Annotated in this window: 25 protein-coding genes; 19 read left to right on the top strand and 6 right to left on the bottom strand. The window is 58.2% G+C overall.

Annotation, left to right across the window (positions count from 1 at the left end; all coding sequences use genetic code 11):
- The 8 genes from ENTHG_RS12140 to ruvX all read left to right on the top strand — a co-directional run.
- On the top strand, positions 1-1,152 hold a 1,152-nt coding region (locus ENTHG_RS12140; RefSeq protein ID WP_044180023.1), incomplete at its 5' end, for an MFS transporter.
- A gap of 44 nt (positions 1,153-1,196) precedes the next feature.
- Positions 1,197-2,018, top strand: coding sequence for an alpha/beta fold hydrolase (locus ENTHG_RS12135; RefSeq protein ID WP_044180020.1), 822 nt, complete (start codon positions 1,197-1,199; stop codon positions 2,016-2,018).
- A 72-nt stretch (positions 2,019-2,090) separates the two neighbouring features.
- Positions 2,091-2,591: a SprT family zinc-dependent metalloprotease gene (locus tag ENTHG_RS12130; RefSeq protein WP_044180018.1), complete on the top strand. Its 501-nt coding sequence runs from the start codon at positions 2,091-2,093 to the stop codon at positions 2,589-2,591.
- Between the two features lie 95 nt (positions 2,592-2,686).
- The gene (gene endA, locus ENTHG_RS12125) at positions 2,687-3,382 is read left to right on the top strand and encodes a deoxyribonuclease I (protein WP_044180016.1); all 696 of its coding nucleotides are present in this window, start codon (positions 2,687-2,689) and stop codon (positions 3,380-3,382) included.
- A 76-nt stretch (positions 3,383-3,458) separates the two neighbouring features.
- The gene (gene rsmE, locus ENTHG_RS12120) at positions 3,459-4,190 is read left to right on the top strand and encodes a 16S rRNA (uracil(1498)-N(3))-methyltransferase (protein ID WP_044180014.1); all 732 of its coding nucleotides are present in this window, start codon (positions 3,459-3,461) and stop codon (positions 4,188-4,190) included.
- A 13-nt stretch (positions 4,191-4,203) separates the two neighbouring features.
- Entirely contained in the window at positions 4,204-5,151 is a 948-nt protein-coding gene (gshB, locus tag ENTHG_RS12115) for a glutathione synthase (RefSeq protein WP_044180013.1), read from the top strand.
- A gap of 249 nt (positions 5,152-5,400) precedes the next feature.
- Positions 5,401-5,964: a YqgE/AlgH family protein gene (locus ENTHG_RS12110; RefSeq protein ID WP_044180012.1), complete on the top strand. Its 564-nt coding sequence runs from the start codon at positions 5,401-5,403 to the stop codon at positions 5,962-5,964.
- Positions 5,964-6,380 (top strand): Holliday junction resolvase RuvX, encoded by a 417-nt coding sequence (ruvX, locus tag ENTHG_RS12105; protein WP_044180010.1) that lies wholly within the window; start codon positions 5,964-5,966, stop codon positions 6,378-6,380. Before ENTHG_RS12110 ends, ruvX begins: the two co-directional genes overlap by 1 nt.
- A 328-nt stretch (positions 6,381-6,708) precedes the next feature.
- Here ruvX and ENTHG_RS12100 read toward each other — a convergent pair whose 3' ends face one another.
- On the bottom strand, positions 6,709-7,404 hold the full coding sequence (locus ENTHG_RS12100) for an IclR family transcriptional regulator domain-containing protein (protein WP_044180008.1): 696 nt from the start codon (positions 7,402-7,404) through the stop codon (positions 6,709-6,711).
- Between the two features lie 62 nt (positions 7,405-7,466).
- Here ENTHG_RS12100 and ENTHG_RS12095 point away from each other — a divergent pair, with 62 nt between their 5' ends.
- Complete coding sequence (locus ENTHG_RS12095) at positions 7,467-9,725, top strand: FAD-dependent oxidoreductase (protein ID WP_044180006.1); 2,259 nt, start codon at positions 7,467-7,469, stop codon at positions 9,723-9,725.
- Here the strand turns inward: ENTHG_RS12095 and ENTHG_RS12090 are convergent.
- Positions 9,722-10,699 carry a type IV pilus twitching motility protein PilT gene (locus ENTHG_RS12090; RefSeq protein WP_044180004.1) on the bottom strand — a complete coding sequence of 326 codons (978 nt, stop codon included), beginning with the start codon at positions 10,697-10,699 and terminating at the stop codon, positions 9,722-9,724. The genes ENTHG_RS12095 and ENTHG_RS12090 overlap by 4 nt on opposite strands.
- 17 nt (positions 10,700-10,716) lie before the next feature.
- On the opposite strand from ENTHG_RS12090, the gene ENTHG_RS12085 reads away from it, so the two are divergent.
- The 5 genes from ENTHG_RS12085 to hemW are packed head-to-tail and all read left to right on the top strand — an operon-like array spanning position 10,717 to position 14,020.
- Positions 10,717-11,430 carry a YggS family pyridoxal phosphate-dependent enzyme gene (locus ENTHG_RS12085; protein WP_044180002.1) on the top strand — a complete coding sequence of 238 codons (714 nt, stop codon included), beginning with the start codon at positions 10,717-10,719 and terminating at the stop codon, positions 11,428-11,430.
- A gap of 8 nt (positions 11,431-11,438) precedes the next feature.
- Positions 11,439-12,002: a YggT family protein gene (locus ENTHG_RS12080; protein WP_044180000.1), complete on the top strand. Its 564-nt coding sequence runs from the start codon at positions 11,439-11,441 to the stop codon at positions 12,000-12,002.
- Positions 11,999-12,295 (top strand): DUF167 family protein YggU, encoded by a 297-nt coding sequence (gene yggU, locus ENTHG_RS12075; protein WP_044179998.1) that lies wholly within the window; start codon positions 11,999-12,001, stop codon positions 12,293-12,295. The genes ENTHG_RS12080 and yggU overlap by 4 nt, the downstream gene beginning before the upstream one ends.
- Before the next feature lie 2 nt (positions 12,296-12,297).
- Positions 12,298-12,891: an XTP/dITP diphosphatase gene (locus ENTHG_RS12070; RefSeq protein ID WP_044179996.1), complete on the top strand. Its 594-nt coding sequence runs from the start codon at positions 12,298-12,300 to the stop codon at positions 12,889-12,891.
- Positions 12,884-14,020, top strand: coding sequence for a radical SAM family heme chaperone HemW (hemW, locus tag ENTHG_RS12065; protein WP_044179994.1), 1,137 nt, complete (start codon positions 12,884-12,886; stop codon positions 14,018-14,020). The genes ENTHG_RS12070 and hemW overlap by 8 nt, the downstream gene beginning before the upstream one ends.
- Positions 14,021-14,048: 28 nt before the next feature.
- Here hemW and ENTHG_RS12060 read toward each other — a convergent pair whose 3' ends face one another.
- On the bottom strand, positions 14,049-15,053 hold the full coding sequence (locus tag ENTHG_RS12060) for a DUF1202 family protein (RefSeq protein WP_052332707.1): 1,005 nt from the start codon (positions 15,051-15,053) through the stop codon (positions 14,049-14,051).
- A gap of 123 nt (positions 15,054-15,176) precedes the next feature.
- Between ENTHG_RS12060 and ENTHG_RS24265 the strand changes: the two genes are divergently transcribed.
- Positions 15,177-15,539 carry an endonuclease domain-containing protein gene (locus ENTHG_RS24265; RefSeq protein WP_071825870.1) on the top strand — a complete coding sequence of 121 codons (363 nt, stop codon included), beginning with the start codon at positions 15,177-15,179 and terminating at the stop codon, positions 15,537-15,539.
- Positions 15,540-15,635: 96 nt separating this feature from the next.
- Here the strand turns inward: ENTHG_RS24265 and ENTHG_RS12055 are convergent, their stop codons facing one another.
- From ENTHG_RS12055 to trmB, 3 genes are read right to left on the bottom strand one after another with little or no spacing between them, the layout of a single operon-like run.
- On the bottom strand, positions 15,636-16,355 hold the full coding sequence (locus ENTHG_RS12055) for a YggN family protein (RefSeq protein WP_044179992.1): 720 nt from the start codon (positions 16,353-16,355) through the stop codon (positions 15,636-15,638).
- Between the two features lie 51 nt (positions 16,356-16,406).
- Positions 16,407-16,733: a YggL family protein gene (locus tag ENTHG_RS12050; RefSeq protein ID WP_044179990.1), complete on the bottom strand. Its 327-nt coding sequence runs from the start codon at positions 16,731-16,733 to the stop codon at positions 16,407-16,409.
- The gene (gene trmB, locus ENTHG_RS12045) at positions 16,733-17,452 is read right to left on the bottom strand and encodes a tRNA (guanosine(46)-N7)-methyltransferase TrmB (protein ID WP_044179988.1); all 720 of its coding nucleotides are present in this window, start codon (positions 17,450-17,452) and stop codon (positions 16,733-16,735) included. Before trmB ends, ENTHG_RS12050 begins: the two co-directional genes overlap by 1 nt.
- A gap of 141 nt (positions 17,453-17,593) precedes the next feature.
- Between trmB and mutY the strand changes: the two genes are divergently transcribed.
- From mutY to ENTHG_RS12025, 4 genes are all read left to right on the top strand, one after another.
- Positions 17,594-18,646 (top strand): A/G-specific adenine glycosylase, encoded by a 1,053-nt coding sequence (gene mutY, locus ENTHG_RS12040; protein ID WP_187371648.1) that lies wholly within the window; start codon positions 17,594-17,596, stop codon positions 18,644-18,646.
- Positions 18,647-18,673: 27 nt separating this feature from the next.
- Positions 18,674-18,949 carry an oxidative damage protection protein gene (locus ENTHG_RS12035; RefSeq protein WP_044179984.1) on the top strand — a complete coding sequence of 92 codons (276 nt, stop codon included), beginning with the start codon at positions 18,674-18,676 and terminating at the stop codon, positions 18,947-18,949.
- Positions 18,950-19,028: 79 nt separating this feature from the next.
- Positions 19,029-20,111, top strand: coding sequence for a membrane-bound lytic murein transglycosylase MltC (gene mltC, locus ENTHG_RS12030; RefSeq protein ID WP_071825869.1), 1,083 nt, complete (start codon positions 19,029-19,031; stop codon positions 20,109-20,111).
- A gap of 247 nt (positions 20,112-20,358) precedes the next feature.
- On the top strand, positions 20,359-21,612 hold the full coding sequence (locus tag ENTHG_RS12025; protein ID WP_044179980.1) for a nucleoside permease: 1,254 nt from the start codon (positions 20,359-20,361) through the stop codon (positions 21,610-21,612).
- The last annotated feature ends 159 nt before the right edge of the window (positions 21,613-21,771 follow it).

Raw genomic sequence — 21,771 nt, 5'->3', positions numbered from 1 at the left:
CCCGCCGTGGCGCTCAACTCGCTGGGAATTAATATCAGCCGCGCCATCGGCCCGGCGCTGGGTGGGCTGGTGCTTTCGCTGGCTGGCCCCTGGGTGGTATTCGCTCTGAACGCGCTGTCGGTGCTGGGGGTAGCGTGGGTGCTCTGGCGCTGGAAGGCTGAACCGACTGTCCAGCGCCTGCCGCCGGAGCATTTTTTCGCCGCCGTGCGGGCCGGGCTGCGCTATGTGCACGCCGCGCCGGTTTTGCGCAACGTGCTGGTGCGCACCGTGGCGTTCTTCACCTTCGCCAGCGCGGGTTGGGCGCTGCTACCGCTGGTTGCCCGCCGTGAACTGGGCCTCGGCCCTGGCGGCTACGGCATCATGCTGGCCTGCATCGGGCTGGGCGCTATTTGCGGCGCGGTGGTGCTGCCGCGTCTGCGTAAGCGCTTCGATGCGGACGGGCTGATGGCGATCAACAGCGTTCTGTTTGCCATCTCGATGCTGGCGCTGGCGTTTATCCGCCATTTCTGGCTGCTTAACGCCTTTGAATTTCTTACCGGCTTTGCCTGGATAGCGGTGCTCTCTACGCTCAATATGGGTGCCCAGCGCAGCGCGGCGAAATGGGTTAAAGCGCGGGCGCTGGCGGTCTATCTCACCGTCTTTTTTGGCGCGATGACCCTGGGGAGCGCCATCTGGGGGCAGCTTGCCTCCCATTTCGGTATTCCCGCCGCCCTCTGCATCGCCACCGTCGGGATGCTGCTGGCCAGCCTGACCGCGCTGCGCTGGCGGTTAAATAAAGATCCCGACCTCAATCTGGATATGCGCGACATCAACAGCAAGGTGCAGGCGCTGGACGTCTCCCTTGAGCGCGGCCCGGTGATGGTGATGTATGACTATGTTATCGACCCCGACGATGTGTATGACTTCGTGGTCTGCATTCAGGACATTCGCCGGGTGCGCCAGCGCGGCGGCGCGCTGAGCTGGTCTGTTTATGAGGATATCCAGCGCCCCGGCGTTTTTGTGGAGTCGTTTGTCGTCGGCACCTGGATTGAGCATCTGCGCCAGCAGGAGCGCCATACGGTTAACGACCTGCTCATCCAGAGCCGGGTGCAGGCTTTTCACCGGGGCAGCCATCTTCCGGAACCGCGCTATCTGATAGCGCCCATCATGTAAACACAACACCTGACAACCAACGCTAATTTCGTGAGGAGTTTTCTATGAGCACAATCAAAACGCAGGATGGCACGCAGATTTACTACAAAGACTGGGGCGCGGGCACACCGGTTCTCTTTAGCCACGGCTGGCCGCTGGATGGCGATATGTGGGACAGCCAGCTCAACTTCCTGGCCGAACGCGGCTATCGCGTTATCGCTTTTGACCGCCGTGGCTTTGGCCGCTCCGATCAGCCGTGGGAAGGGTACAACTATGATACCTTCGCCTCAGATATCAATGACCTGATTAGCGCGCTGGATCTGAACGACGTCACGCTGGTCGGCTTTTCTATGGGCGGCGGCGACGTGGCGCGTTACATCGGCCGCTATGGCACCGCGCGGGTAAAAGCGCTGGTACTGCTGGGGGCGGTGACGCCTGTTTTCGGGAAAGCGGCGGACTACCCGCAGGGCGTGGATTTGAGCGTTTTCAGCGGCATCCGCGACGGGCTGCGTAAAGATCGCGCTCAGTTTATCAGCGATTTCGCCGCTCCGTTCTATGGCACTAACGCCGGGCAAACCGTCTCCGAAGGCGTGCTAACCCAGACCCTGAACATCGCGCTGCTCGCCTCGCTGAAAGGGACGATTGACTGCGTTACCGCCTTCTCCGAGACCGATTTCCGCCCGGATCTGGCGAAGGTGGATGTACCAACGCTGGTGATCCACGGCAGCAACGACCAGATTGTGCCCTTCGAATCCACCGGTAAAGTGGCCGCCGAACTGATTCAGGGCGCACAGCTCAAAGTGTACGACAACGCGCCGCACGGTTTCGCCGTAACCCATCAGGATCAGCTCAACAACGATCTACTGGCGTTCCTGCAGTCGCTGTAACGCCGCCGCCTCGCCCGCTGCGGCGAGGCTTTCTCTTGCGCTCGCTCCCCGCCCGCCCTATCCTCTGCGGTTATGAAAACGCCCCGTCTCCCCATCGCCATTCAGCAGGCCGTTATGCGCAGCCTGCGGGAAAAACTTACCCTGGCCAACCAGAAGCTTGCGCGTAGCTACCCGGAACCGAAGCTGGTTTATCAGCAGCGCGGCACCGCAGCGGGCACCGCCTGGCTCGCCAGCTACGAGATCCGCCTCAACCCGGTGCTGCTGATGGAAAACCAGCAGGCATTTATTGACGAGGTGGTGCCGCACGAACTGGCGCACCTGCTGGTGTGGAAGCACTTTGGCCGCGTCCCGCCCCACGGCAAAGAGTGGAAATGGATGATGGAAAGCGTGCTTGGGGTGCCCGCACGCCGCACCCATCAGTTTGAGCTGGAGTCGGTGCGGCGCAACACTTTTCCCTACCGCTGCAAGTGTCAGCAGCATCAGTTAACCGTGCGCCGCCATAATCGCGTAGTGCGCGGCGAGACCACCTATCGCTGCGTGCACTGCGGTGAGACGCTGGTTGCCGAAGGCTAATTACAGGAACCATTAAAAACGTTTTTCGCGCCAACTGATTGCATCTGACAATCGCATCCGCTACGTTGCGCACTCCACCAGACAGGGAGTTCTCAATGTTACGCGTTATCCCCTTTTTCCTCGTTATGGCCGCCCTACCGGCGTTTGCTGACGGCATTCATAGTTTTTCCCAGGCGAAGGCCGCAGGCGTGAAGGTCAATGCCGACGCGCCGGGCGATTTTTACTGCGGCTGTAAAATTCAGTGGCAGGGCAAAAAGGGCGTTGTGGATCTGGCGTCATGCGGCTATCAGGTGCGTAAAAATGAAAACCGCGCCAGCCGTATCGAGTGGGAACACGTTGTTCCGGCCTGGCAGTTCGGCCACCAGCGGCAGTGCTGGCAGAACGGCGGACGTAAAAACTGCGCTAAGGACCCGCAATATCGCCAGATGGAAAGCGACATGCACAACCTGCAACCGGCCGTAGGCGAAGTCAACGGCGACCGGGGCAACTTTATGTACAGCCAGTGGAACGGCGGCGAAGGCCAGTACGGCAAGTGTGAAATGAAGGTCGATTTCAAAGCGAAACTCGCCGAACCGCCCGCCCGGGCGCGCGGCGCAATCGCCCGCATCTACTTCTATATGCGCGACCAGTACCACCTCTCCCTTTCGCGCCAGCAGACGCAGCTTTTCACCGCCTGGGATAAGCTCTACCCGGTAACCGACTGGGAGTGCACCCGCGATACCCGCATCGCCAACGTCCAGGGTAACCACAACCCGTATGTGCAACGCACTTGCGCCGCGCGAAAGGGCTAACCTACACTAGCGGCAATTGTTAATTAAGGCGGCAAACCTGACGGGTACAGGCCGCCTAATTCATGGAATTACTACAATGCGCGTTCCTCGTATTTATCACCCCGAAGCGATTACCGCCGGGGCCGAAATCGCTCTTTCCGACGATGCCGCCAACCACGTTGGCCGCGTGCTGCGGATGGGCCAGGGCCAGGCGATTCAGCTTTTTGATGGCTCAAACCAGCTCTTTGACGCGGAAATCACCCGCGCGGATAAGAAAAGCGTGGTAGTAAAAGTGCTGCGTGGCGAAGTCGATGACCGCGAGTCGCCGCTGCATATTCACCTGGGCCAGGTGATGTCGCGCGGCGAAAAAATGGAATTCACTATCCAGAAATCGATCGAACTGGGGGTAAGCCTCATTACGCCACTTTTTTCTGAGCGCTGCGGCGTTAAACTGGATGCTGAACGCCTGAACAAGAAGCTCCATCAGTGGCAGAAAATAGCCATCGCCGCCTGCGAGCAGTGCGGCCGTAACCGGGTGCCGGAGATTCGTCCGGCGATGGATCTGGAAAAGTGGTGTGCAGAAGAAGAGATCGGTCTTAAGCTTAATCTTCACCCTCGCGCCAGCCAGAGCATCAATACCCTGCCGCTGCCGGTGGAGCGCGTGCGTCTGTTAATTGGCCCCGAAGGCGGCCTCACCGCCGACGAAATCGCCATGACCGCACGCTACCAGTTTACTGATATTCTGTTGGGCCCACGCGTATTGCGCACAGAGACAACAGCCCTGACCGCCATCACCGCCCTGCAGGTACGTTTCGGCGATCTGGGTTAAACGGAGAAGCATAATGATTAAGCTCGGCATCGTGATGGACCCCATCGCGCAGATTAATATCAAAAAAGACTCCAGCTTCGCCATGCTGCTCGAAGCGCAGCGTCGCGGCTATCAGCTTCACTATATGGAGATGAGCGATCTCTACCTCATCAACGGTGAAGCGCGCGCGCGTACCCGTATCGTTAACGTCGAGCAGAATTACGATAAATGGTACGAGTTTGGCTCCGAGCAGGATCTGCCGCTGGCTGAGCTCGACGTTATCCTGATGCGTAAAGATCCGCCTTTCGACACCGAATACATCTACTGCACCTATATCCTTGAACGTGCGGAAGAAAAAGGCACGCTAATCGTCAACAAGCCGCAGAGCCTGCGCGACTGCAACGAGAAGCTCTACACCGCATGGTTCTCCGACCTGACGCCGGAGACGCTGGTGACCCGCAGTAAAGCGCAGCTGAAAGCCTTCTGGCAGAAGCATGGCGACATTATTTTAAAACCGCTGGACGGCATGGGCGGCGCGTCGATTTTCCGCGTCAAGGAAGGCGATCCGAACCTCGGCGTTATTGCCGAAACCCTGACCGAGCACGGCACCCGTTACTGCATGGCGCAAAACTATATCCCGGCGATTGTCGACGGCGATAAGCGCGTGCTGGTGGTGGATGGCGAACCGGTGCCTTACTGCCTGGCGCGTATTCCGCAGGGCGGCGAAACCCGCGGTAACCTGGCGGCAGGCGGCCGCGGCGAACCGCGCCCGCTCACCGAGAGCGACTGGGAAATCGCCCGTCGGGTCGGCCCGATGCTGAAAGCGAAAGGGCTGATTTTTGTTGGCCTGGATATCATTGGCGACCGCCTGACCGAAGTGAACGTCACCAGCCCGACCTGTATCCGCGAAATTGAAGCCGAATTCCCGGTCTCGATCACCGGGATGCTGATGGATGCGATCGAAAAACGCCTGAAAGGCTGATGCTCCCGGATGCGGCGTCGCCGCCTTATCCGGGCTACAGCGGCAGGAACGGCATAGCCCGGGTAAGCATAAGCGCACCCGGGAATACCGGATATGGGCTTTTGGCCTCTTAAGACTGGCTAGTGACAGCGTGCAGCTTTCCCCGCATACTAGATTGTGACCACTCTTTGCGCACGATCGCCGCTGGCGTTTAACCACAACACACTCTAAAGCTGCTGCTTTTTGAACCAGGAAACAGAACCTCTGACAATGAATTTACAGCATCACTTTCTAATTGCCATGCCTGCTCTCCAGGATCCTCTTTTCCGGCGGTCCGTGGTTTATATCTGCGAATACAACGACGAAGGCGCGATGGGGCTGATTGTCAATAAGCCGCTGGAAAACCTGAAAGTTGAAAGTGTTCTTGAGAAGCTGAAAATCCAGCCGGAAGAGCGGGACCCGGCGATCCGTCTGGATAAACCGGTGCTGCTTGGCGGCCCGCTGGCGGAAGATCGCGGCTTTATTTTGCATACCCCGCCCGCCTGTTTCTCTTCCAGTATTCGCGTCTCCGATAACACGGTGATCACCACCTCCCGCGACGTGCTGGAGACGCTGGGCACCGCCAACCAGCCTTCGGACGTACTGGTAGCGCTGGGGTATGCCTCGTGGGAAAAAGGCCAGCTGGAGCAGGAAATTCTGGATAACGCCTGGCTTACCGCCCCGGCAGATCTCAACATCCTGTTTAAAACGCCCATTGCCGATCGCTGGCGGGAAGCGGCGAAGCTTATCGGCATTGATATCTCCACCATGCCCGGCGTGGCGGGACATGCCTGATGAGCGGAACATTACTGGCGTTTGATTTCGGCACCAAAAGCATCGGCGTGGCTATCGGGCAGCGCATTACCGGCACGGCCCGCCCGCTTACCGCCCTGAGAGCGCAGGACGGCACCCCCGACTGGAAGCTTATCGAAAAGCTGTTGAAAGAGTGGCAGCCAGAAGCGGTGCTGGTCGGCCTGCCGCTCAATATGGACGGCACCGAGCAGCCCCTGACCGCCAGAGCGCGTAACTTCGCCAATAAGATTCATGGCCGCTTTGGGGTGAAAATTATTCTGCATGATGAGCGGCTTAGCACCGTTGAGGCCCGCGCCGGGCTGTTTGAACGCGGCGGTTTTCGCGCCCTGAACAAGGGCAGCGTCGATTCCGCTTCGGCGGTGATTATTCTCGAAAGCTATTTCGAACAGCACCTTTGAGTCGAGCCCGTCCCCTTTGTAGCCCGGGTAAGGCGTAAGCCGCACCCGGGAAAATCCCGGATGCGCAAGCTTATCCGGGCTACGAAACCACCCCGTTGCACCACTTGTAGCCCGGGTAAGGCGTAAGCCGCACCCGGGAAAATCCCGGATGCGCAAGCTTATCCGGGCTACGAAACCACCCCGCAGCACCACTTGTAGCCCGGGTAAGGCGTAAGCCGCACCCGGGAAAATCACCTCTTGTACGCAATCCATCGATCGCTCTCACACTTCAGAGGCGCGCTTTTTGCATTTCAACGAATGTTTCTATAAAAGAAACAGTAGCCGTCTGTTAATCAGGCTTCTGCGTGAGCTGTCGGGCCAGGGTGTGGAGTTCGCTCAGGCGATTATCGATAACGTCGTCGTCTGCCTGCCACATGCCGGCGAAGGCCAGCGCAGCGGAGTGGGCGCCCAGCGGCCTGGCCATCGAGACTTCGCCGTCGTCATGATGCCAGACCACGCGCCCCAGCGCGCGCTGCTGCGCCACATGGGGTGCCAGCAGCTGCCACTGCTCGCTGCTAAAGCGTTTTTGCAGCGCTTCGTCGCTCTCCGCCGCCAGCAGCGCCATACCGATAACGGACTGCCACGCGGGGAGCATATGAAACCCGGCCAGCGCCTGGCTCATCTGGCTACCCGGCTCGGAGTGATAGATATAAATCACCTGATCCTCCCAGAGTACGCCCACAGCGACCACAATATCTTTAGGGGCGTAGCGTTCAAGGAGGGGCAGCGCCTGGGAGAAGAGCGCCGAACCGCGGATAGCCTGTGCCGCCAACGCATGAATACCGGGGCCGGGCAGGTAACGCCGCTGCTCGTCCTGCATGGTCAGGCCGATAGACGCCATCGTCATCAGCAACCGGTTTACGCGGGTGGTGTTAATACCCATAAGTCGCGCCAGTTCGCGGCAGCCGATAGCGCGGCCGCTGGAGACCAGATATTGCAGGCAGCGAATACCATCAATCAGGCTTTGGTTCGGTTGTGAGGACATAAGGTTTCATTTCTCAGATGACGAACCGTCGATTTTACCGTCAGTAAAAAAGGATACAAGGTATGAACATCTATCCGCAGACCGAGTCCAGAACCTTTCCGCAACAAACGCTCCATGCCGACCTGGTGGTAGCGGGCGGCGGGCTGGCTGGCCTGTGTGCCGCCCTCGCCGCCGCCCGCGACGGTCTGCAGGTGGTGCTCATTCAGGACAGGCCCGTGCTGGGCGGCAACGCCTCCAGCGAAGTGCGCCTGTGGGCCAACGGCGCGACCTCGCATATGGGGAATAACAACCGCTGGGCGCGCGAGGGGGGCATTATGGGCGAGATCCTCGAAGAGAACCTCTGGCGCAACAAAGAGGGTAACCCGGTCATGTTCGATCTGGTGCTGCTGGATATGGCGAAAAGCCAGCCGGGGCTGACACTGCTGCTTAATACTACCGTCTACGACCTGCAAAAAGAGGGGCAGCGCATCACCGGCGTCAGCGCCTTTAACGCCATTAACGAAACCTTTTACAGCGTGACCGCCGATCAGTTCTGCGACGCTACCGGCGACGGCGTGCTGGGCTTTCTGGCCGGGGCGGAGTACCGCGAAGGGGCCGAAGAGGTGGAAGAGCTGGGCGAAAAGATGGCCCCCGGCGACAATTTCGGTCACAAACTCGGCCACTCTATCTACTTTTACACCAAACAGACCGCCGGGCCGGTTAACTTCGTTCCCCCCTCTTTCGCCCTGAAAGATATTACCGCCATCCCGCGCTATAAACGGCTCACCTCTACCCTTAACGGCTGTGATTTATGGTGGCTGGAATGGGGCGGGCGTCTGGATACCGTGCATCAAAGCGAAGAGATTAAGTGGGAGCTGTGGAAAATTGTCTGGGGAGTATGGGATCACATAAAAAATTCCGGCGCTTTCCCGGAAGCTGCAAACATGACCATTGAGTGGGTCGGCGTCATTCCCGGCAAGCGCGAAAGCCGCCGTTTTATGGGCGAGTATATCCTCTGCCAGCATGACATTATTAAGCAGCATGACCATTACGACGCCGTGGGCTATGGCGGCTGGTCTATCGATTTGCACCCCGCCGACGGCGTCTACAGCACGCACGACGGCTGCCGCCAGTTTCACAGTAAAGGCACCTATACCATTCCCCTGCGCACCCTCTACAGCCGCTCGCTGGACAACCTGTTCCTTACCGGCAGGCTTATCTCCGCCTCCCATGTCGCCTTCGGCAGCGCCCGCGTAATGTGCACCTGCGGCCTGCTGGGGGAAGTGGTGGGCCGGGCGGCAGCGCTGTGCCGGACGGAAAAACTGATGCCGCGTGAGCTGGCGCAGCGGGAGCATGTTGGCCTGTTGCAGCAGCGTTTACAGCAGCGCGGGTGTTATATCCCGCGCCAGTGGTTACAGGACCCGGCGCAGGGTGCGACGGTCACCGCCAGCAGCGAATACGCCCTTCACGCGCTTGCTCATAATGGGCAATGGCACTCCCTCGGCGAACGCATGGCCCTGCTGCTGCCGGTCAAAACCGGGGAAAAACTGCCTGAAATCAGCGTCCGCCTGCGCGCCAGCGCGCCCCGGTCTTTAACGGTCTCGCTGCTTGGCAGCGCCCGCTCGGGCAACTTTACCCCGGATTATCAGTACGACGCCTGTACGCTTCAGGTCGCGTCGGAAGAGGAGTACAGCCTGCGTTTCGCCTGGCAAAGCGATCGTGAGCAGTATGTTTTCCTCGCCTTTGATGCCGACGCAGAGATTGAGATCGCGCTCACCGATGCCGCCCTGCCGGGCATTATGACGGTGTTTAACAGCCTGAACGCGAGGGTGGCGAAGCATACCCGCCAGGTGGCCGACGGCGACTACGGCGTGGATGAATTTGATTTCTGGCTACCCCGCCGTCGACCGCACCAGGTGCTGCCCGCGCTGCGTTTCAGCCAGCCGCTGGCCTGCTATCAGGCCGGTAATGTCCTGAATGGCCGCCTGCGCCCTGAACAGCAGACCAACGCCTGGGTGCCCGCCGCCGACGATCGCGCGCCGGAGCTGCGCTGGCAGTGGGATAAAGCCAAAACCATCGCCTCGCTGACACTGGTGCAGGACAACGACTTCGATAACGCAATGGAGACGGTGCAGATGGGCCATGTCCTCTCCGTTTCGCCACACTGCATCACCCACTACCGGCTGTGGGTGGATGACTCGCTGATTGCCGAAGTACATAACAACCATCATTCGGTGTGCGAACACCGGCTGCCCGCGCCAGCCGAAGCGCGCAGCGTACGCCTGGAGATTGTCGCCACGGCGGGCGCCCTGCCTGCGGTCTACTCCCTGAACGTCGGCTAAAGTCGCCCCTGCGCCTCGCGCTGCTGGCGGCTTTGGGCGAAGGTCTGCATCCCCGCCTGCTGCCCGGTCTGCATCACGCCGGGCAGCTGGTGCGTTTTGCCCTCCCGGATAAGGTTCGCCACCGCAGGCGTATTGACCAGCAGTTCAAACAGCGCCACGCGCCCGCCCTGTTTATCTGCCTCCAGCCTTTGCGCCAGCACCGCCTGCAGGCTCCCGGCAAGCTGGCTGCGCACCGGGTCTTTCTCCTGCGCGGGAAAGGTATCCACCAGCCGCTCGACGGCCTGCGCCGCGCCGCGGGTGTGCAGCGTAGCCAGCACCAGATGGCCGGTTTCCGCCGCCGTCAGCGCCAGACGAATCGTTTCGCTGTCGCGCAGTTCGCCAAGCAGAATAACGTCCGGGTCTTCCCGCAGCGCCGCTTTCAGCCCTGCCGCGAACGAGCAGCAGTGGGGGCCGATTTCCCGCTGCTGGATCAGACAGCGCTCGCTGGTATGGATAAACTCCACCGGGTCTTCCAGCGTCAGGATATGCCCGTCAAGCTGATGATTCAGGTGCTCTACCATCGCGGCAAGGGTGGTGGACTTGCCGCTGCCGGTAGCCCCCGTCACCAGAATCAGGCCGTTATCCCGCGCCAGCAGTGCGTGCAGCGCAGCGGGAACGCCCAGTTCGTCCAGGGTCGGGCAGGTATCCGGCAGCAGACGCAACGCCAGCGACACGCCATGATGGTGTGAAAAGACGCTCGCCCGCAACCGCTGGCGCTGTGTACCGAGCGCAAAGTCCGTCTGCCCGCTTCTCTGCCACTGTCGCCGCTGCGCCGCCGTTAAGTGCTTTGCCAGCAGCGCATGGATATCCGGGGCGGCAAAAGGGGCGGCCTCCAGCCTGCCGTTCCTTCGCCAGCGCGGCGGGCGGGAATTGCACAGGTGTAGATCCGAGACGTTATGCTTTACACTAAGCTCCACTATTTTTTCCATATCCATATAGCCATCCTGGAAACATGAACGATATTGCGCATAACCTGGCACAGGTCAGGGATAAAATCTCAGCCGCCGCATCGTCCTGCGGCCGCGCTCCAGAAGAAGTTACGCTGCTTGGAGTGAGCAAAACTAAACCTGCGAGCGCCCTCGCAGAGGCCATTGCAGCGGGTCAGCGGGCGTTTGGCGAAAACTATGTTCAGGAGGGGGTCGATAAGATTCTTCACTTCCGGGAAAGCGGCGTCGCTGGCCTGGAGTGGCACTTTATCGGGCCGCTACAGTCCAATAAAAGCCGCCTGGTCGCTGAACATTTTGACTGGTGCCATACCGTGGACAGGCTCAAAATCGCCAGCCGTCTTAGCGAACAGCGCCCGGCAGAAATGCCGCCGCTCAACGTACTTATTCAGGTTAATATCAGCGACGAGACCAGTAAGTCCGGCATTCCGCTTTCGGAACTGGACGCGCTGGCCGACCAGGTGGCAACGTTACCCGGCCTGCGTTTACGCGGGCTGATGGCGATCCCCGCCCCGGAAAGCGACTATCAACGGCAGTTTGCCGTCGCCCGGCAAATGGCGGTAGCATTTGACGCGCTTAAAGCCCGTTACCCCGGCGTCGATACGCTATCGCTGGGAATGACGGACGATATGGCCGCCGCGATTGCGGCAGGCAGCACCATGGTGCGCATCGGAACGGCCATTTTTGGCGCGCGTGATTACACTAAAACTAAGGAACTCTGAGGAACGCCATGAATACGTTGTCCACTCTCCTTTCACTGATTATCCAGGCCTACACAATGGTACTGCTGCTGCGTATCTGGATGCAGTGGGCGCGCTGTGATTTCTATAACCCCTTCTCTCAGTTTATCGTTAAGGCCACCCAGCCGATTGTCGGCCCGCTGCGCCGGATCATTCCCGCGATGGGGCCGATTGACAGCGCCTCGCTGCTGGTGGCGCTGCTGCTGTGCGTGGTGAAAGTGTTTTTAAACCCGTTTGTCTCTGTAGACGGCCTGCTGATTGTGCTGGGCGCAGTGCTGGTGGTTATCAAAACCCTCGGCTCGCTGATTTTCTGGGTACTGCTGCTGATGGCGATCATGAGTTGGGTCAGCCAGGGACGCAGCCCGGTTGAATTTGTGCTGCTGCAGCTGACCGAACCGCTGCTGCGCCCGATTCGTCGCCTGCTGCCTTCAATGGGCGGCATCGACTTTTCTCCGATGATCCTGGTATTGCTGATGTACGTCATCAACATGGGCGTCATGGAGTTTCTCGCCAATACCATGGTGCCGCTGGCCTACATCTGGAACTGGGCATGAGCGCAGTCACCACCTGCGAAGACGGGCTGGTGCTGCGGCTGTATATTCAGCCCAAGGCCAGCCGGGACAGCATTGTGGGTTTACATGGCGACGAACTGAAAGTCGCCATTACCGCTCCGCCGGTGGATGGCCAGGCCAACGCGCACCTGGTGAAGTTTCTCGCCAAACAGTTTCGGGTGGCGAAAAACCAGGTGCAGATTGAAAAAGGCGACCTTGGCCGCCATAAACACGTCAAAATTACGCATCCGCAACAGATCCCTTCGGCCCTTGCGGCCCTGATTGACCAGGATTGATTATGCAAAAAGTTGTTCTCGCTACCGGCAACCCCGGTAAAGTGCGCGAGCTGGCCTCGCTATTAAATGATTTCGGCCTGGATGTGGTCGCGCAAACCGAGCTGGGGGTGGATTCCGCCGAAGAGACCGGTCTGACCTTTATCGAAAACGCCATTCTGAAAGCGCGCCATGCGGCTCAGGTTACCGGCCTGCCCGCCATTGCCGATGATTCCGGCCTGGCGGTGGATGCACTGGGCGGCGCGCCGGGTATTTACTCCGCCCGCTATTCCGGGGTAGATGCCACGGATGAAGCAAACCTGCAAAAGCTGCTGACGACGTTAGAAGCGGTGCCGGACGATAAGCGCCAGGCTCAATTCCACTGCGTGCTGGTCTATCTGCGCCACGCGGCAGATCCCACTCCGCTGGTCTGCCACGGTAGCTGGCCTGGCGTCATCACCCGCGCGCCTGCCGGTCAGGGCGGGTTTGGCTACGATCCCATTTTCTTCGTGCCGACGGAGGGCAAAACCGCCGCCGAGCTGACCCGCGAAGAGAAAAGCGCTATCTCCCACCGTGGACAGGCGCTCAAACTGTTACTGGAAGCATTACGCAATGGCTAATTTGCCGCCGCTGAGTCTTTATATTCATATCCCGTGGTGCGTGCAGAAGTGCCCCTACTGCGATTTTAATTCCCACGCGCTTAAGGGCGAAGTGCCGCACGATGATTATGTGGCGCATCTGCTGGCCGATCTGGACGCCGACGTCCCTTACGCGCAGGGGCGCGAAGTGAAGACCATTTTTATTGGCGGCGGTACGCCAAGCCTGCTCTCAGGGCCTGCAATGCAAACGCTGCTGGACGGCGTGCGCGCAAGGCTGAGTCTGGCGGCGGATGCGGAAATTACCATGGAAGCTAACCCCGGCACGGTCGAGGCGGATCGCTTTGTCGATTATCAGCGCGCGGGGGTAAACCGCATCTCTATTGGCGTACAAAGCTTTAGCGAACAGAAGCTCCAGCGGCTGGGGCGCATTCATGGTCCGGCTGAGGCAAAGCGCGCGGCGCGGCTGGCGACCGGCCTTGGCCTACGCAGTTTTAACCTTGATTTGATGCACGGCCTGCCGGACCAGTCACTGGAAGAGGCGCTGGACGATTTACGTCAGGCGATAGAACTCAATCCGCCGCATCTTTCCTGGTATCAGTTGACCATAGAGCCTAATACCCTGTTCGGCTCCCGCCCGCCGGTGTTGCCCGACGACGACGCGCTGTGGGATATTTTCGAACGCGGCCATCAGTTGCTGACCGCCGCCGGCTATCAGCAGTATGAAACGTCGGCCTACGCGAAACCGGGCTATCAGTGCCAGCATAACCTGAACTACTGGCGTTTCGGCGACTATCTGGGTATCGGCTGCGGCGCGCACGGCAAAGTGACCTTCCCGGACGGGCGTATTTTACGCACCGCCAAAACGCGCCATCCGCGCGGCTATATGCAGGGGCGTTACCTTGAGCGCCAGCACGATGTTGAGGCGCAGGATAAGCCGTTTGAGTTCTTTATGAACCGTTTTCGCCTGCTGGAACCGGCGCCGCGTGCTGACTTCGCACGCTTTACCGGCCTGAGTGAAGCGGTCATTCGCCCGCAGATTGACGAGGCGCTGGCGCAGGGGTATCTCACCGAAAGCAAGACGCACTGGCAGATTACCGAGCACGGCAAGCTGTTTCTGAACTCCCTGCTGGAACTGTTTCTGGCGGAATAGTCCCCGGCCCGCCATCTGCGGGCCGGTCTTATTTGATTACCCCTTTGCGGCGCAGGTCGGCAATATCCCGACTCCAGTCCGAATAATCCTTGCTCATTTTGGCGCTGCTGATATCAAGCTCAAACAACTTGTTTTGCAGCGCGGCGCGTTTTTTGCGCAGGGGCTCCAGCTTTTTATCGTAAGCGTCCATGGTTTTCGTCACCTCTTCGCGCTTAAGCTGGAACTTAAGCTTGTAATCCTGACGCTGTTTTTCCAGCGCCGCGTTGCGGGCATTACGCAATGGCATCGCGTCACAGTCCGGCTTTTTCTGGCATTCCGCCAGCGCAGGGTCATAGACGGTTTTATCGTAATGGCGTTCAAAACGCAGCGGGTCGTTCTGCCGCCCCACCTCCTGTAGCTCCGCCAGCAGCTGATGCAGAACGTCGTGGCGGGTCAGGCGCTTACCTTTTTTATCCTTCCCCCAGGAGGCGGCCATTTTCGCATCCAGCGCGCCTATCTCCTGTTGAAGCTGCTGCTGTTTCTTGAAGGACTGATCCAGCTCTTTTTTCTGCGCGGCCCAGTCAGCTTCGATTTTAGCCAGCCGGGAGGAGAAATCGCTGTCGTTGATGACCAGGTATTTTTGCCGATCGTTAATATCCGGCTTCGGGTAGCCATAGGGTTTGGCCGCCATCTGCATGGAGAAAAATTCGGTGGTCCAGCCTGAATCTTTCGTGCCCGTCGCCGTGACCATTGCGGAAAATTTTACCGGACGGCCTTTAGTCCAGGTTTTCTCCATAAACTGATATTTTCCAGCCATCCCGACCGTTGCGTAGAGATCGTCCGCGGCGGAAATGTCCCCTTCGGCGGCGTAGGTGGCCTGATTTCCCCGCGCATCCAGTTGACGCAGGTTGATGCTTTCAAGCCGCATCATGCCTTCATGCGCCTCGCTAAACTGCTTTTTCAGCACCTCATCGGTGGGGGTATTGGCGTCCGCCAGCACGCTGCCCGTCAGCAAAAGTAAAGCCGACATCGCCGCCCAGTTTCGTTTCATCATAAAAATCCCTTTTAATGCGCTCCGTTAATTACCTTGCAGGGGATATGACAATTCTCTGGAAGGCGGGTTCCAGAATAAGGGAGAGGAAGTGGTGAAAGGCAATGATTCTGGCAAGGTGTGCAGATGGATATTTTACGATCGCATGCAAAACAACTCAGGCGTGGGTTAACGCCGCAAGAGAGACGGCTGTGGTATTTATTACGAAGCCGCCGATTCAGGCTCTATAAGTTTCGCCGACAACATCCCGTAGGCCATTACATTCTGGATTTCGCCTGCTGTGAAGCACGTCTTGCAATAGAACTTGATGGTGGTCAGCATCAGGAGCATCAGGAGTATGACAAGCAAAGAACTGCATGGCTGGCGCAAAAAGGCTGGGTGGTATTACGCTTCTGGAATAATGAGGTGTGGGCAAGCGAGGAAGCCGTACTGGAGAAAGTTTTCGCAACGCTGCAGGTGCTTTTACCCTCACCCCGGCCCTCTCCCTGAAAGGGAGAGGGAGAAAACCGGCAGTTCCAGCCTGCGCAGTCGGTCCCCTCTCCCCTTTGGGGAGAGGGTTAGGGTGAGGGGTAAGGGGTGAGAGCCCTACTTCAACCCGCCAATCAGCGCCTTGCGGCTCTCTTCCAGCGAAACGACCCGGCTGCAGACATCTTTGCCGAACTGCTGGAAATCCGCCTCCTGGTTTTTCCATTCGTTCTGGATAGCGGTCTGCAAACCGCCCAGGCTGCCCAGCACGCCCTGCAGCGGGTTGCCGCCGCCTTTAAGCACCGCCTTCGCGCCCATTTCGTTAATGCTGTCCTGCAAAATGCCGCCCATCGCCTGGTTCACCAGCTGCTGGCCGTTTGCCCGCACTTCATCCACCGCTTTATAGTGAAAGGTGAGCCCGTCGCTACGATGCTCGATAATTTTGTTCATCTGATCTTTAAGCTGCGCGTCCAGCTTCGTCAGGCGGCCGCGCATGTTGCTGCTGTCGCCGACCTCTTTGACGATGATCTGATCCAGCGCCACGCGCGCTTTTTCTACCCGGCTGCGCGCGCCGTTATCGATCCAGGGGAGCGCGCTGCGCAGCTCCGCCTGATAATCCTTCGCCTGCTCGCGCTGGGCCGCGCTCAGTGAATATTGTTTGCCGTTGTACATGACATTGCCGTCCGGCGTCATGACCAGGTTGCCGTTTTCACCTTTCACCTGTACGGTCTGCGGGCTCAGAATCACATCGTCGCGCGGATTAACGCTACATTTGTAATCCGCATTCGCGGCGAAAGCCGTAACCGTCAGCACCGTTGCCAGCAGCGTTTTGCGCATCATAACCACTCCTGTAAAGACAAAACGGGCCGGCATTTGCCGACCCTGTCATTGTTAGTCCCACCAAATATCGAAAAGTTCGCTGACGCGTACCTCTTCGAGCTGGTGTTCTTCAAGCCATTTGCGTACCCGCGCCTGATCTTCTTCGTTGCAGTGGCCCACTTCCTGCTTGCAGACCAGCCCTTCCCATGCCAGGTAACCGCTGCCGCCGAAAATCAGCCCGGTAGGCTCAACGGCCTCGCTGATGAAATCGTCCACCACTTTATCGATCTGCTCTTCGCTGGTGCCTTCCGGGAAACGCCACGTAACGGAAAAACCAATCTCCTGAAACTCGTCGATGTGCATCTTTTTACGCAGACGACGACTACGGTTTTTAGCCATTATTTTACCCTCTCGAACATTAAGTCCCATACACCGTGGCCAAGACGATGGCCACGCTGTTCAAATTTAGTGACCGGACGCGAAGCCGGGCGCGGCACATAGTCCTGCGTCGGCGACTGGTTCTGGTAACCGTCGATAGATGACATCACTTCCAGCATGTGCTGCGCATAGGCTTCCCAGTCGGTCGCCATATGGAACACCCCGCCCAGCTTAAGCTTGCTTTTGACCAGCTCGGCAAACGGCACCTGAACGATACGACGTTTATTATGACGCGCTTTGTGCCACGGGTCGGGGAAAAAGAGTTGCACCATGTTAAGCGAGTTATCCGGGATCATCTTATGCAGCACTTCCACCGCGTCGTGGCACATTACCCGCAGGTTTTCCACCCCCTCTTCGTGGGCGGAGGCGAGGCAGGCGCCAACGCCGGGAGAGTGCACCTCAATCCCCAGAAAGTTCTGCTCGGGGCGGGTTTTCGCCATCTCCACCAGCGACGCCCCCATACCGAAACCAATCTCCAGGGTTACCGGCGCGCCGTTGCCAAACAGCGCGGTGAAATCCAGCGGCTGCTCAGTAAACTCAACGCCCATCACCGGCCAGTAATTATCCAGCGCGTGCTGCTGCCCTTTGGTAAGGCGGCCCTGACGGCGGACAAAGCTACGGATGCGGCGCAGCGGGCGACCGTTCTCATCAAATTCCGGTGAAATGACGTCGTTATTCATAATAAGTCTGCTTTTGAGAGTGTTCAGGAAACGGGCATTATCCAAAGTTAGATACAGTATGCAAGCACCGGAAAGTTCCGGTTTACACATTAGGGGCGCTGTGCTGCAATCAGCCCCTCTGTTAATGCAACGTTGGTGAGCATGCAAGCGTCACAATTTTCAGCCCAGGTGCTGGACTGGTACGATAAATACGGGCGCAAAACCCTGCCCTGGCAAATCGAAAAAACGCCTTACAAAGTATGGCTGTCCGAGGTGATGTTGCAACAGACGCAGGTTGCCACGGTTATCCCCTATTTTGAGCGCTTTATGGCGCGTTTCCCCACGGTAAACGATCTGGCGCGCGCGCCGCTGGACGAAGTGCTGCATCTGTGGACCGGGCTTGGCTACTATGCCCGCGCGCGCAATTTACACAAAGCGGCGCAGCAGGTGGCGGAGCGGCACGGCGGCATCTTTCCGCAGACGTTCGACGAGGTCGCCGCCCTGCCGGGCGTTGGCCGCTCGACGGCGGGCGCTATTCTGTCGTTATCGCTCGGTCAGCATTTTCCCATTCTGGACGGCAACGTGAAGCGGGTGCTGGCGCGCTGCTATGCCGTGGAAGGCTGGCCGGGTAAGAAAGAGGTGGAGAAACGGCTGTGGCAGCTCGCCGAAGCCGTCACGCCCGCCCAGGGCGTGGAGCGCTTTAACCAGGCCATGATGGACCTGGGCGCGATGGTCTGCACCCGCTCGAAACCGAAGTGCGATCTCTGCCCGTTGCAGAACGGCTGTATCGCCACGGCGCATCACTCATGGGCGCAGTATCCGGGCAAAAAACCGAAGCAGACGCTGCCGGAGCGCACCGCCTGGTTCCTTTTGATGCAGCACGAGGACAAGGTTTTCTTACAGCAGCGTCCGCCGGTTGGCCTGTGGGGCGGGCTGTTCTGCTTTCCACAGTTTGCCGATGAAGACGCGTTACGCCTCTGGCTGGCGGAACGGCAGATTAGGGCCGATAATCTCAGCCAGCTTGTCGCGTTTCGCCACACTTTCAGCCATTTCCATCTGGATATTGTGCCAATGTGGCTTACTGTGTCCTCCGTGGGTTCATGCATGGATGACGGTGCGGCTCTTTGGTATAACTTAGCGCAGCCGCCGTCTGTGGGCCTGGCGGCTCCCGTGGAGCGCCTGTTACAACAATTACGCGTCGGCGTGACGCAGTAGCATCGCGCCGGGCATAGAGGACTATTTATGAGCCGAACTATTTTCTGTACTTTCCTGCAACGCGAAGCGGAAGGACAAGACTTCCAGCTCTATCCGGGCGAACTGGGTAAGCGCATCTATAACGAGATCTCGAAAGAGGCGTGGGCGCAGTGGCAGCAAAAGCAGACCATGCTGATTAACGAGAAGAAGCTCAATATGATGAACGTCGAGCATCGCAAGTTGCTTGAGGAAGAGATGGTCAACTTCCTGTTCGAAGGTAAAGATGTGCACATCGAAGGCTATACGCCGGAAGATAAAAAATAAGCGCCTGGCCGCAGGTTTTTGCCCGCCTGCGGCCTGATGTAAAGGCCGATCACTAAACCAACAACACACTCCCGGAATGATGAAAAAATTTTTAGCGCTTGCCATGATTGCGCCGTTGCTTATTTCTTGTTCCAGCTCGCAAAAAAAGGGCGACGCCTATAACGAAGCCTGGGTTAAGGACACCAACGGTTTTGATATCCTGATGGGCCAGTTCGCCCATAACATTGAGAATTTATGGGGGTTTAAAGAGGTACTGATCGCCGGGCCAAAAGATTACGTTAAATATACCGACCAGTATCAGACCCGTAGCCACATCAACTTCGACGAAGGTTCCATTACCGTCGAAACCATTGCCGGTACTGACCCGGCGACCCATCTGCGCAAGGCGATTATCAAAACGCTGCTGATGGGCGACGATCCGGGCTCGATCGACCTTTACTCCGACGCCGACGATATCCAAATCTCAAAACAGCCGTTCCTTTACGGCCAGGTGGTGGACAACACCGGCGAGCCTATCCGTTGGGAGTGGCGCGCGGCGCGTTTCGCCGACTATCTGCTGCAAACGCAGATGAAAAGCCGCACTAACGGCCTGAAAATTATCTACAGCGTGAAGATTAACCTGGTGCCAAACCACCTGGATAAGCGTGCGCATAAATATATGTCGATGGTGCGTCAGGCCTCCCGCCGCTATGGCGTTGACGAGTCGCTGATTCTGGCGATTATGCAGACGGAATCGTCATTCAACCCTTATGCAGTCAGTCGTTCCGACGCGCTGGGGCTGATGCAGGTGGTGCAGCATAGCGCCGGTCGTGATGTGTTCCGCGCCCAGGGTAAATCGGGCATGCCGAGCCGCAGCTATCTGTTCGACCCGCAAAGTAATATCGACACCGGCACCGCTTACCTGGCGATGCTGAATAACGTTTACCTCTCCGGCATCACTAACCCGACATCGCGGCGTTATGCGGTGATCACCGCCTATAACGGCGGCGCGGGAAGCGTGCTTCGCGTCTTCTCAAGCGATAAGGTGCAGGCGGCGAACGTGATTAACACCATGTCGCCGGGGGATGTTTACCAGACGCTGACCTCCCGTCATCCGTCGGCGGAATCGCGACGTTATCTCTATAAAGTGGACACGGCGCAAAAAACCTATCGTCGAAATTAACTACGCTGACGTATTGCCTCTTCGCGCCTGTGGCGAAGGGGCAATAAGTATTCCCTTTAGCAGCATCTTTTCAGTGGCTCATAAGTGTGATGAATATCACTATATTCGACTGCAACCAGATGAAGTTTGCATTTATATGTCGGATGTAACAAATTCACCCCGCGGTCGATGATAGAATCCCACCACATAACAATAGCCATTGTGCCTTTTCCAACATATCTCAATCTCCTTTGGTGAGGAAATTAACATGAATCTTAAGCTGCAGCTTAAAGTGATTATCTTCCTGCAGTTCTGCCTGTGGGGGAGCTGGCTGACAACGCTCGGCTCTTATATGTTCGTGACCCTGAAGTTCCAGGGGGCGGAAATTGGCGCGGTGTACAGCTCGCTGGGGATTGCGTCTGTCGTGATGCCTGCCCTGCTGGGGATCGTTGCCGATAAGTGGCTGAGCGCCAAATGGGTTTATGCCCTCTGCCATTTGGTTGGCGCAATTACGCTATTTATCGCAGCAGGCGTGACCACCCCCGGTTCGATGTTCCTCGTCATTCTGTTGAACTCGCTGGCCTATATGCCAACCCTGGGGCTGGTCAATACCATCTCCTACTACCGTCTGCAGAATGCCGGTTATGATATTGTTTCCGACTTCCCGCCGATCCGTATCTGGGGCACCATCGGCTTTATTCTGGCAATGTGGGCGGTGAGCTTCTCCGGCTTCGAACTGAGCCATATGCAGCTTTATATCGGCGCAGCGCTCTCGCTGGTGCTGAGCGTCTTCTCCCTGACGCTGCCGCATATTCCGGTGGGCAACAAGCAGCAGAACCAGACCTGGGTTGAGATGCTGGGCCTGAACGCCTTCGCGCTGTTCAAAAACAAACGCATGGCGATCTTCTTTATTTTCTCCATGCTGTTAGGCGCCGAACTGCAAATCACCAATATGTTCGGCAACACCTTCCTGCACAGCTTTGACGCTAACCCGCTGTTTGCCGATAGCTTTATCGTGACGCACGCATCGGTGCTGATGTCGATTTCACAGATTTCCGAGACGGTCTTTATTCTGGCGATTCCGTTCTTCCTGGGCCGCTATGGCATCAAGAACGTGATGCTGATGAGTATCGTCGCCTGGATGCTGCGCTTCGGTCTGTTCGCCTACGGCGACCCGACGCCGTTCGGCACCGTGCTGCTGGTGCTGTCGATGATCGTTTATGGCTGCGCCTTCGACTTCTTTAACATCTCTGGTTCGGTGTTCGTGGAGAAAGAGGTTAACCCGGCAATCCGCGCGAGCGCACAGGGTATGCTGCTGATGATGACCAACGGCTTCGGCTGTATCCTCGGCGGTATGGTGAGCGGCAAAGTGGTGGAAATGTACACCGTAGCGGGCGCAACCGACTGGAAAACGGTCTGGCTGATTTTCGCCGGTTACTCGGTGGTGCTGGGCATCGCCTTTATGGCGCTGTTTAAATACCGTCACGTTCCGCAGACCGCAGGCGTGGCGCAAAAAGCCTGACGTTTGTTACGCCTCGTCGCCCGGCCAGGCGTTACGCGCATCCGGGAATGTCCCGGGTGCGCTCACGCTTACCCGGGCTACAAACGTTGCGGACACGTAGCCCGGATAAGGCAACGCCGCATCCGGGAGCGCGACTCCAGGCTTTTTAACCTTTCAGCA

The organism is Phytobacter massiliensis JC163 (genome assembly GCF_000321045.1).
Classification (GTDB): Bacteria; Pseudomonadota; Gammaproteobacteria; order Enterobacterales; family Enterobacteriaceae; genus Phytobacter_A; species Phytobacter_A massiliensis.
The sequence above is the reverse complement of the archived record's forward strand: the minus strand, read 5'-3'. Positions and strand labels throughout refer to the sequence as shown.

Coding starts and splice junctions, on each gene's coding strand:
- ENTHG_RS12135 (WP_044180020.1), top strand. CDS start 1,197: ATGAGCACAATCAAAACGCAGGATGGCACGCAGATTTACTACAAAGAC.
- ENTHG_RS12130 (WP_044180018.1), top strand. CDS start 2,091: ATGAAAACGCCCCGTCTCCCCATCGCCATTCAGCAGGCCGTTATGCGC.
- endA (WP_044180016.1), top strand. CDS start 2,687: ATGTTACGCGTTATCCCCTTTTTCCTCGTTATGGCCGCCCTACCGGCG.
- rsmE (WP_044180014.1), top strand. CDS start 3,459: ATGCGCGTTCCTCGTATTTATCACCCCGAAGCGATTACCGCCGGGGCC.
- gshB (WP_044180013.1), top strand. CDS start 4,204: ATGATTAAGCTCGGCATCGTGATGGACCCCATCGCGCAGATTAATATC.
- ENTHG_RS12110 (WP_044180012.1), top strand. CDS start 5,401: ATGAATTTACAGCATCACTTTCTAATTGCCATGCCTGCTCTCCAGGAT.
- ruvX (WP_044180010.1), top strand. CDS start 5,964: ATGAGCGGAACATTACTGGCGTTTGATTTCGGCACCAAAAGCATCGGC.
- ENTHG_RS12100 (WP_044180008.1), bottom strand. CDS start 7,404: ATGTCCTCACAACCGAACCAAAGCCTGATTGATGGTATTCGCTGCCTG.
- ENTHG_RS12095 (WP_044180006.1), top strand. CDS start 7,467: ATGAACATCTATCCGCAGACCGAGTCCAGAACCTTTCCGCAACAAACG.
- ENTHG_RS12090 (WP_044180004.1), bottom strand. CDS start 10,699: ATGGATATGGAAAAAATAGTGGAGCTTAGTGTAAAGCATAACGTCTCG.
- ENTHG_RS12085 (WP_044180002.1), top strand. CDS start 10,717: ATGAACGATATTGCGCATAACCTGGCACAGGTCAGGGATAAAATCTCA.
- ENTHG_RS12080 (WP_044180000.1), top strand. CDS start 11,439: ATGAATACGTTGTCCACTCTCCTTTCACTGATTATCCAGGCCTACACA.
- yggU (WP_044179998.1), top strand. CDS start 11,999: ATGAGCGCAGTCACCACCTGCGAAGACGGGCTGGTGCTGCGGCTGTAT.
- ENTHG_RS12070 (WP_044179996.1), top strand. CDS start 12,298: ATGCAAAAAGTTGTTCTCGCTACCGGCAACCCCGGTAAAGTGCGCGAG.
- hemW (WP_044179994.1), top strand. CDS start 12,884: ATGGCTAATTTGCCGCCGCTGAGTCTTTATATTCATATCCCGTGGTGC.
- ENTHG_RS12060 (WP_052332707.1), bottom strand. CDS start 15,053: ATGATGAAACGAAACTGGGCGGCGATGTCGGCTTTACTTTTGCTGACG.
- ENTHG_RS24265 (WP_071825870.1), top strand. CDS start 15,177: ATGGATATTTTACGATCGCATGCAAAACAACTCAGGCGTGGGTTAACG.
- ENTHG_RS12055 (WP_044179992.1), bottom strand. CDS start 16,355: ATGATGCGCAAAACGCTGCTGGCAACGGTGCTGACGGTTACGGCTTTC.
- ENTHG_RS12050 (WP_044179990.1), bottom strand. CDS start 16,733: ATGGCTAAAAACCGTAGTCGTCGTCTGCGTAAAAAGATGCACATCGAC.
- trmB (WP_044179988.1), bottom strand. CDS start 17,452: ATGAATAACGACGTCATTTCACCGGAATTTGATGAGAACGGTCGCCCG.
- mutY (WP_187371648.1), top strand. CDS start 17,594: ATGCAAGCGTCACAATTTTCAGCCCAGGTGCTGGACTGGTACGATAAA.
- ENTHG_RS12035 (WP_044179984.1), top strand. CDS start 18,674: ATGAGCCGAACTATTTTCTGTACTTTCCTGCAACGCGAAGCGGAAGGA.
- mltC (WP_071825869.1), top strand. CDS start 19,029: ATGAAAAAATTTTTAGCGCTTGCCATGATTGCGCCGTTGCTTATTTCT.
- ENTHG_RS12025 (WP_044179980.1), top strand. CDS start 20,359: ATGAATCTTAAGCTGCAGCTTAAAGTGATTATCTTCCTGCAGTTCTGC.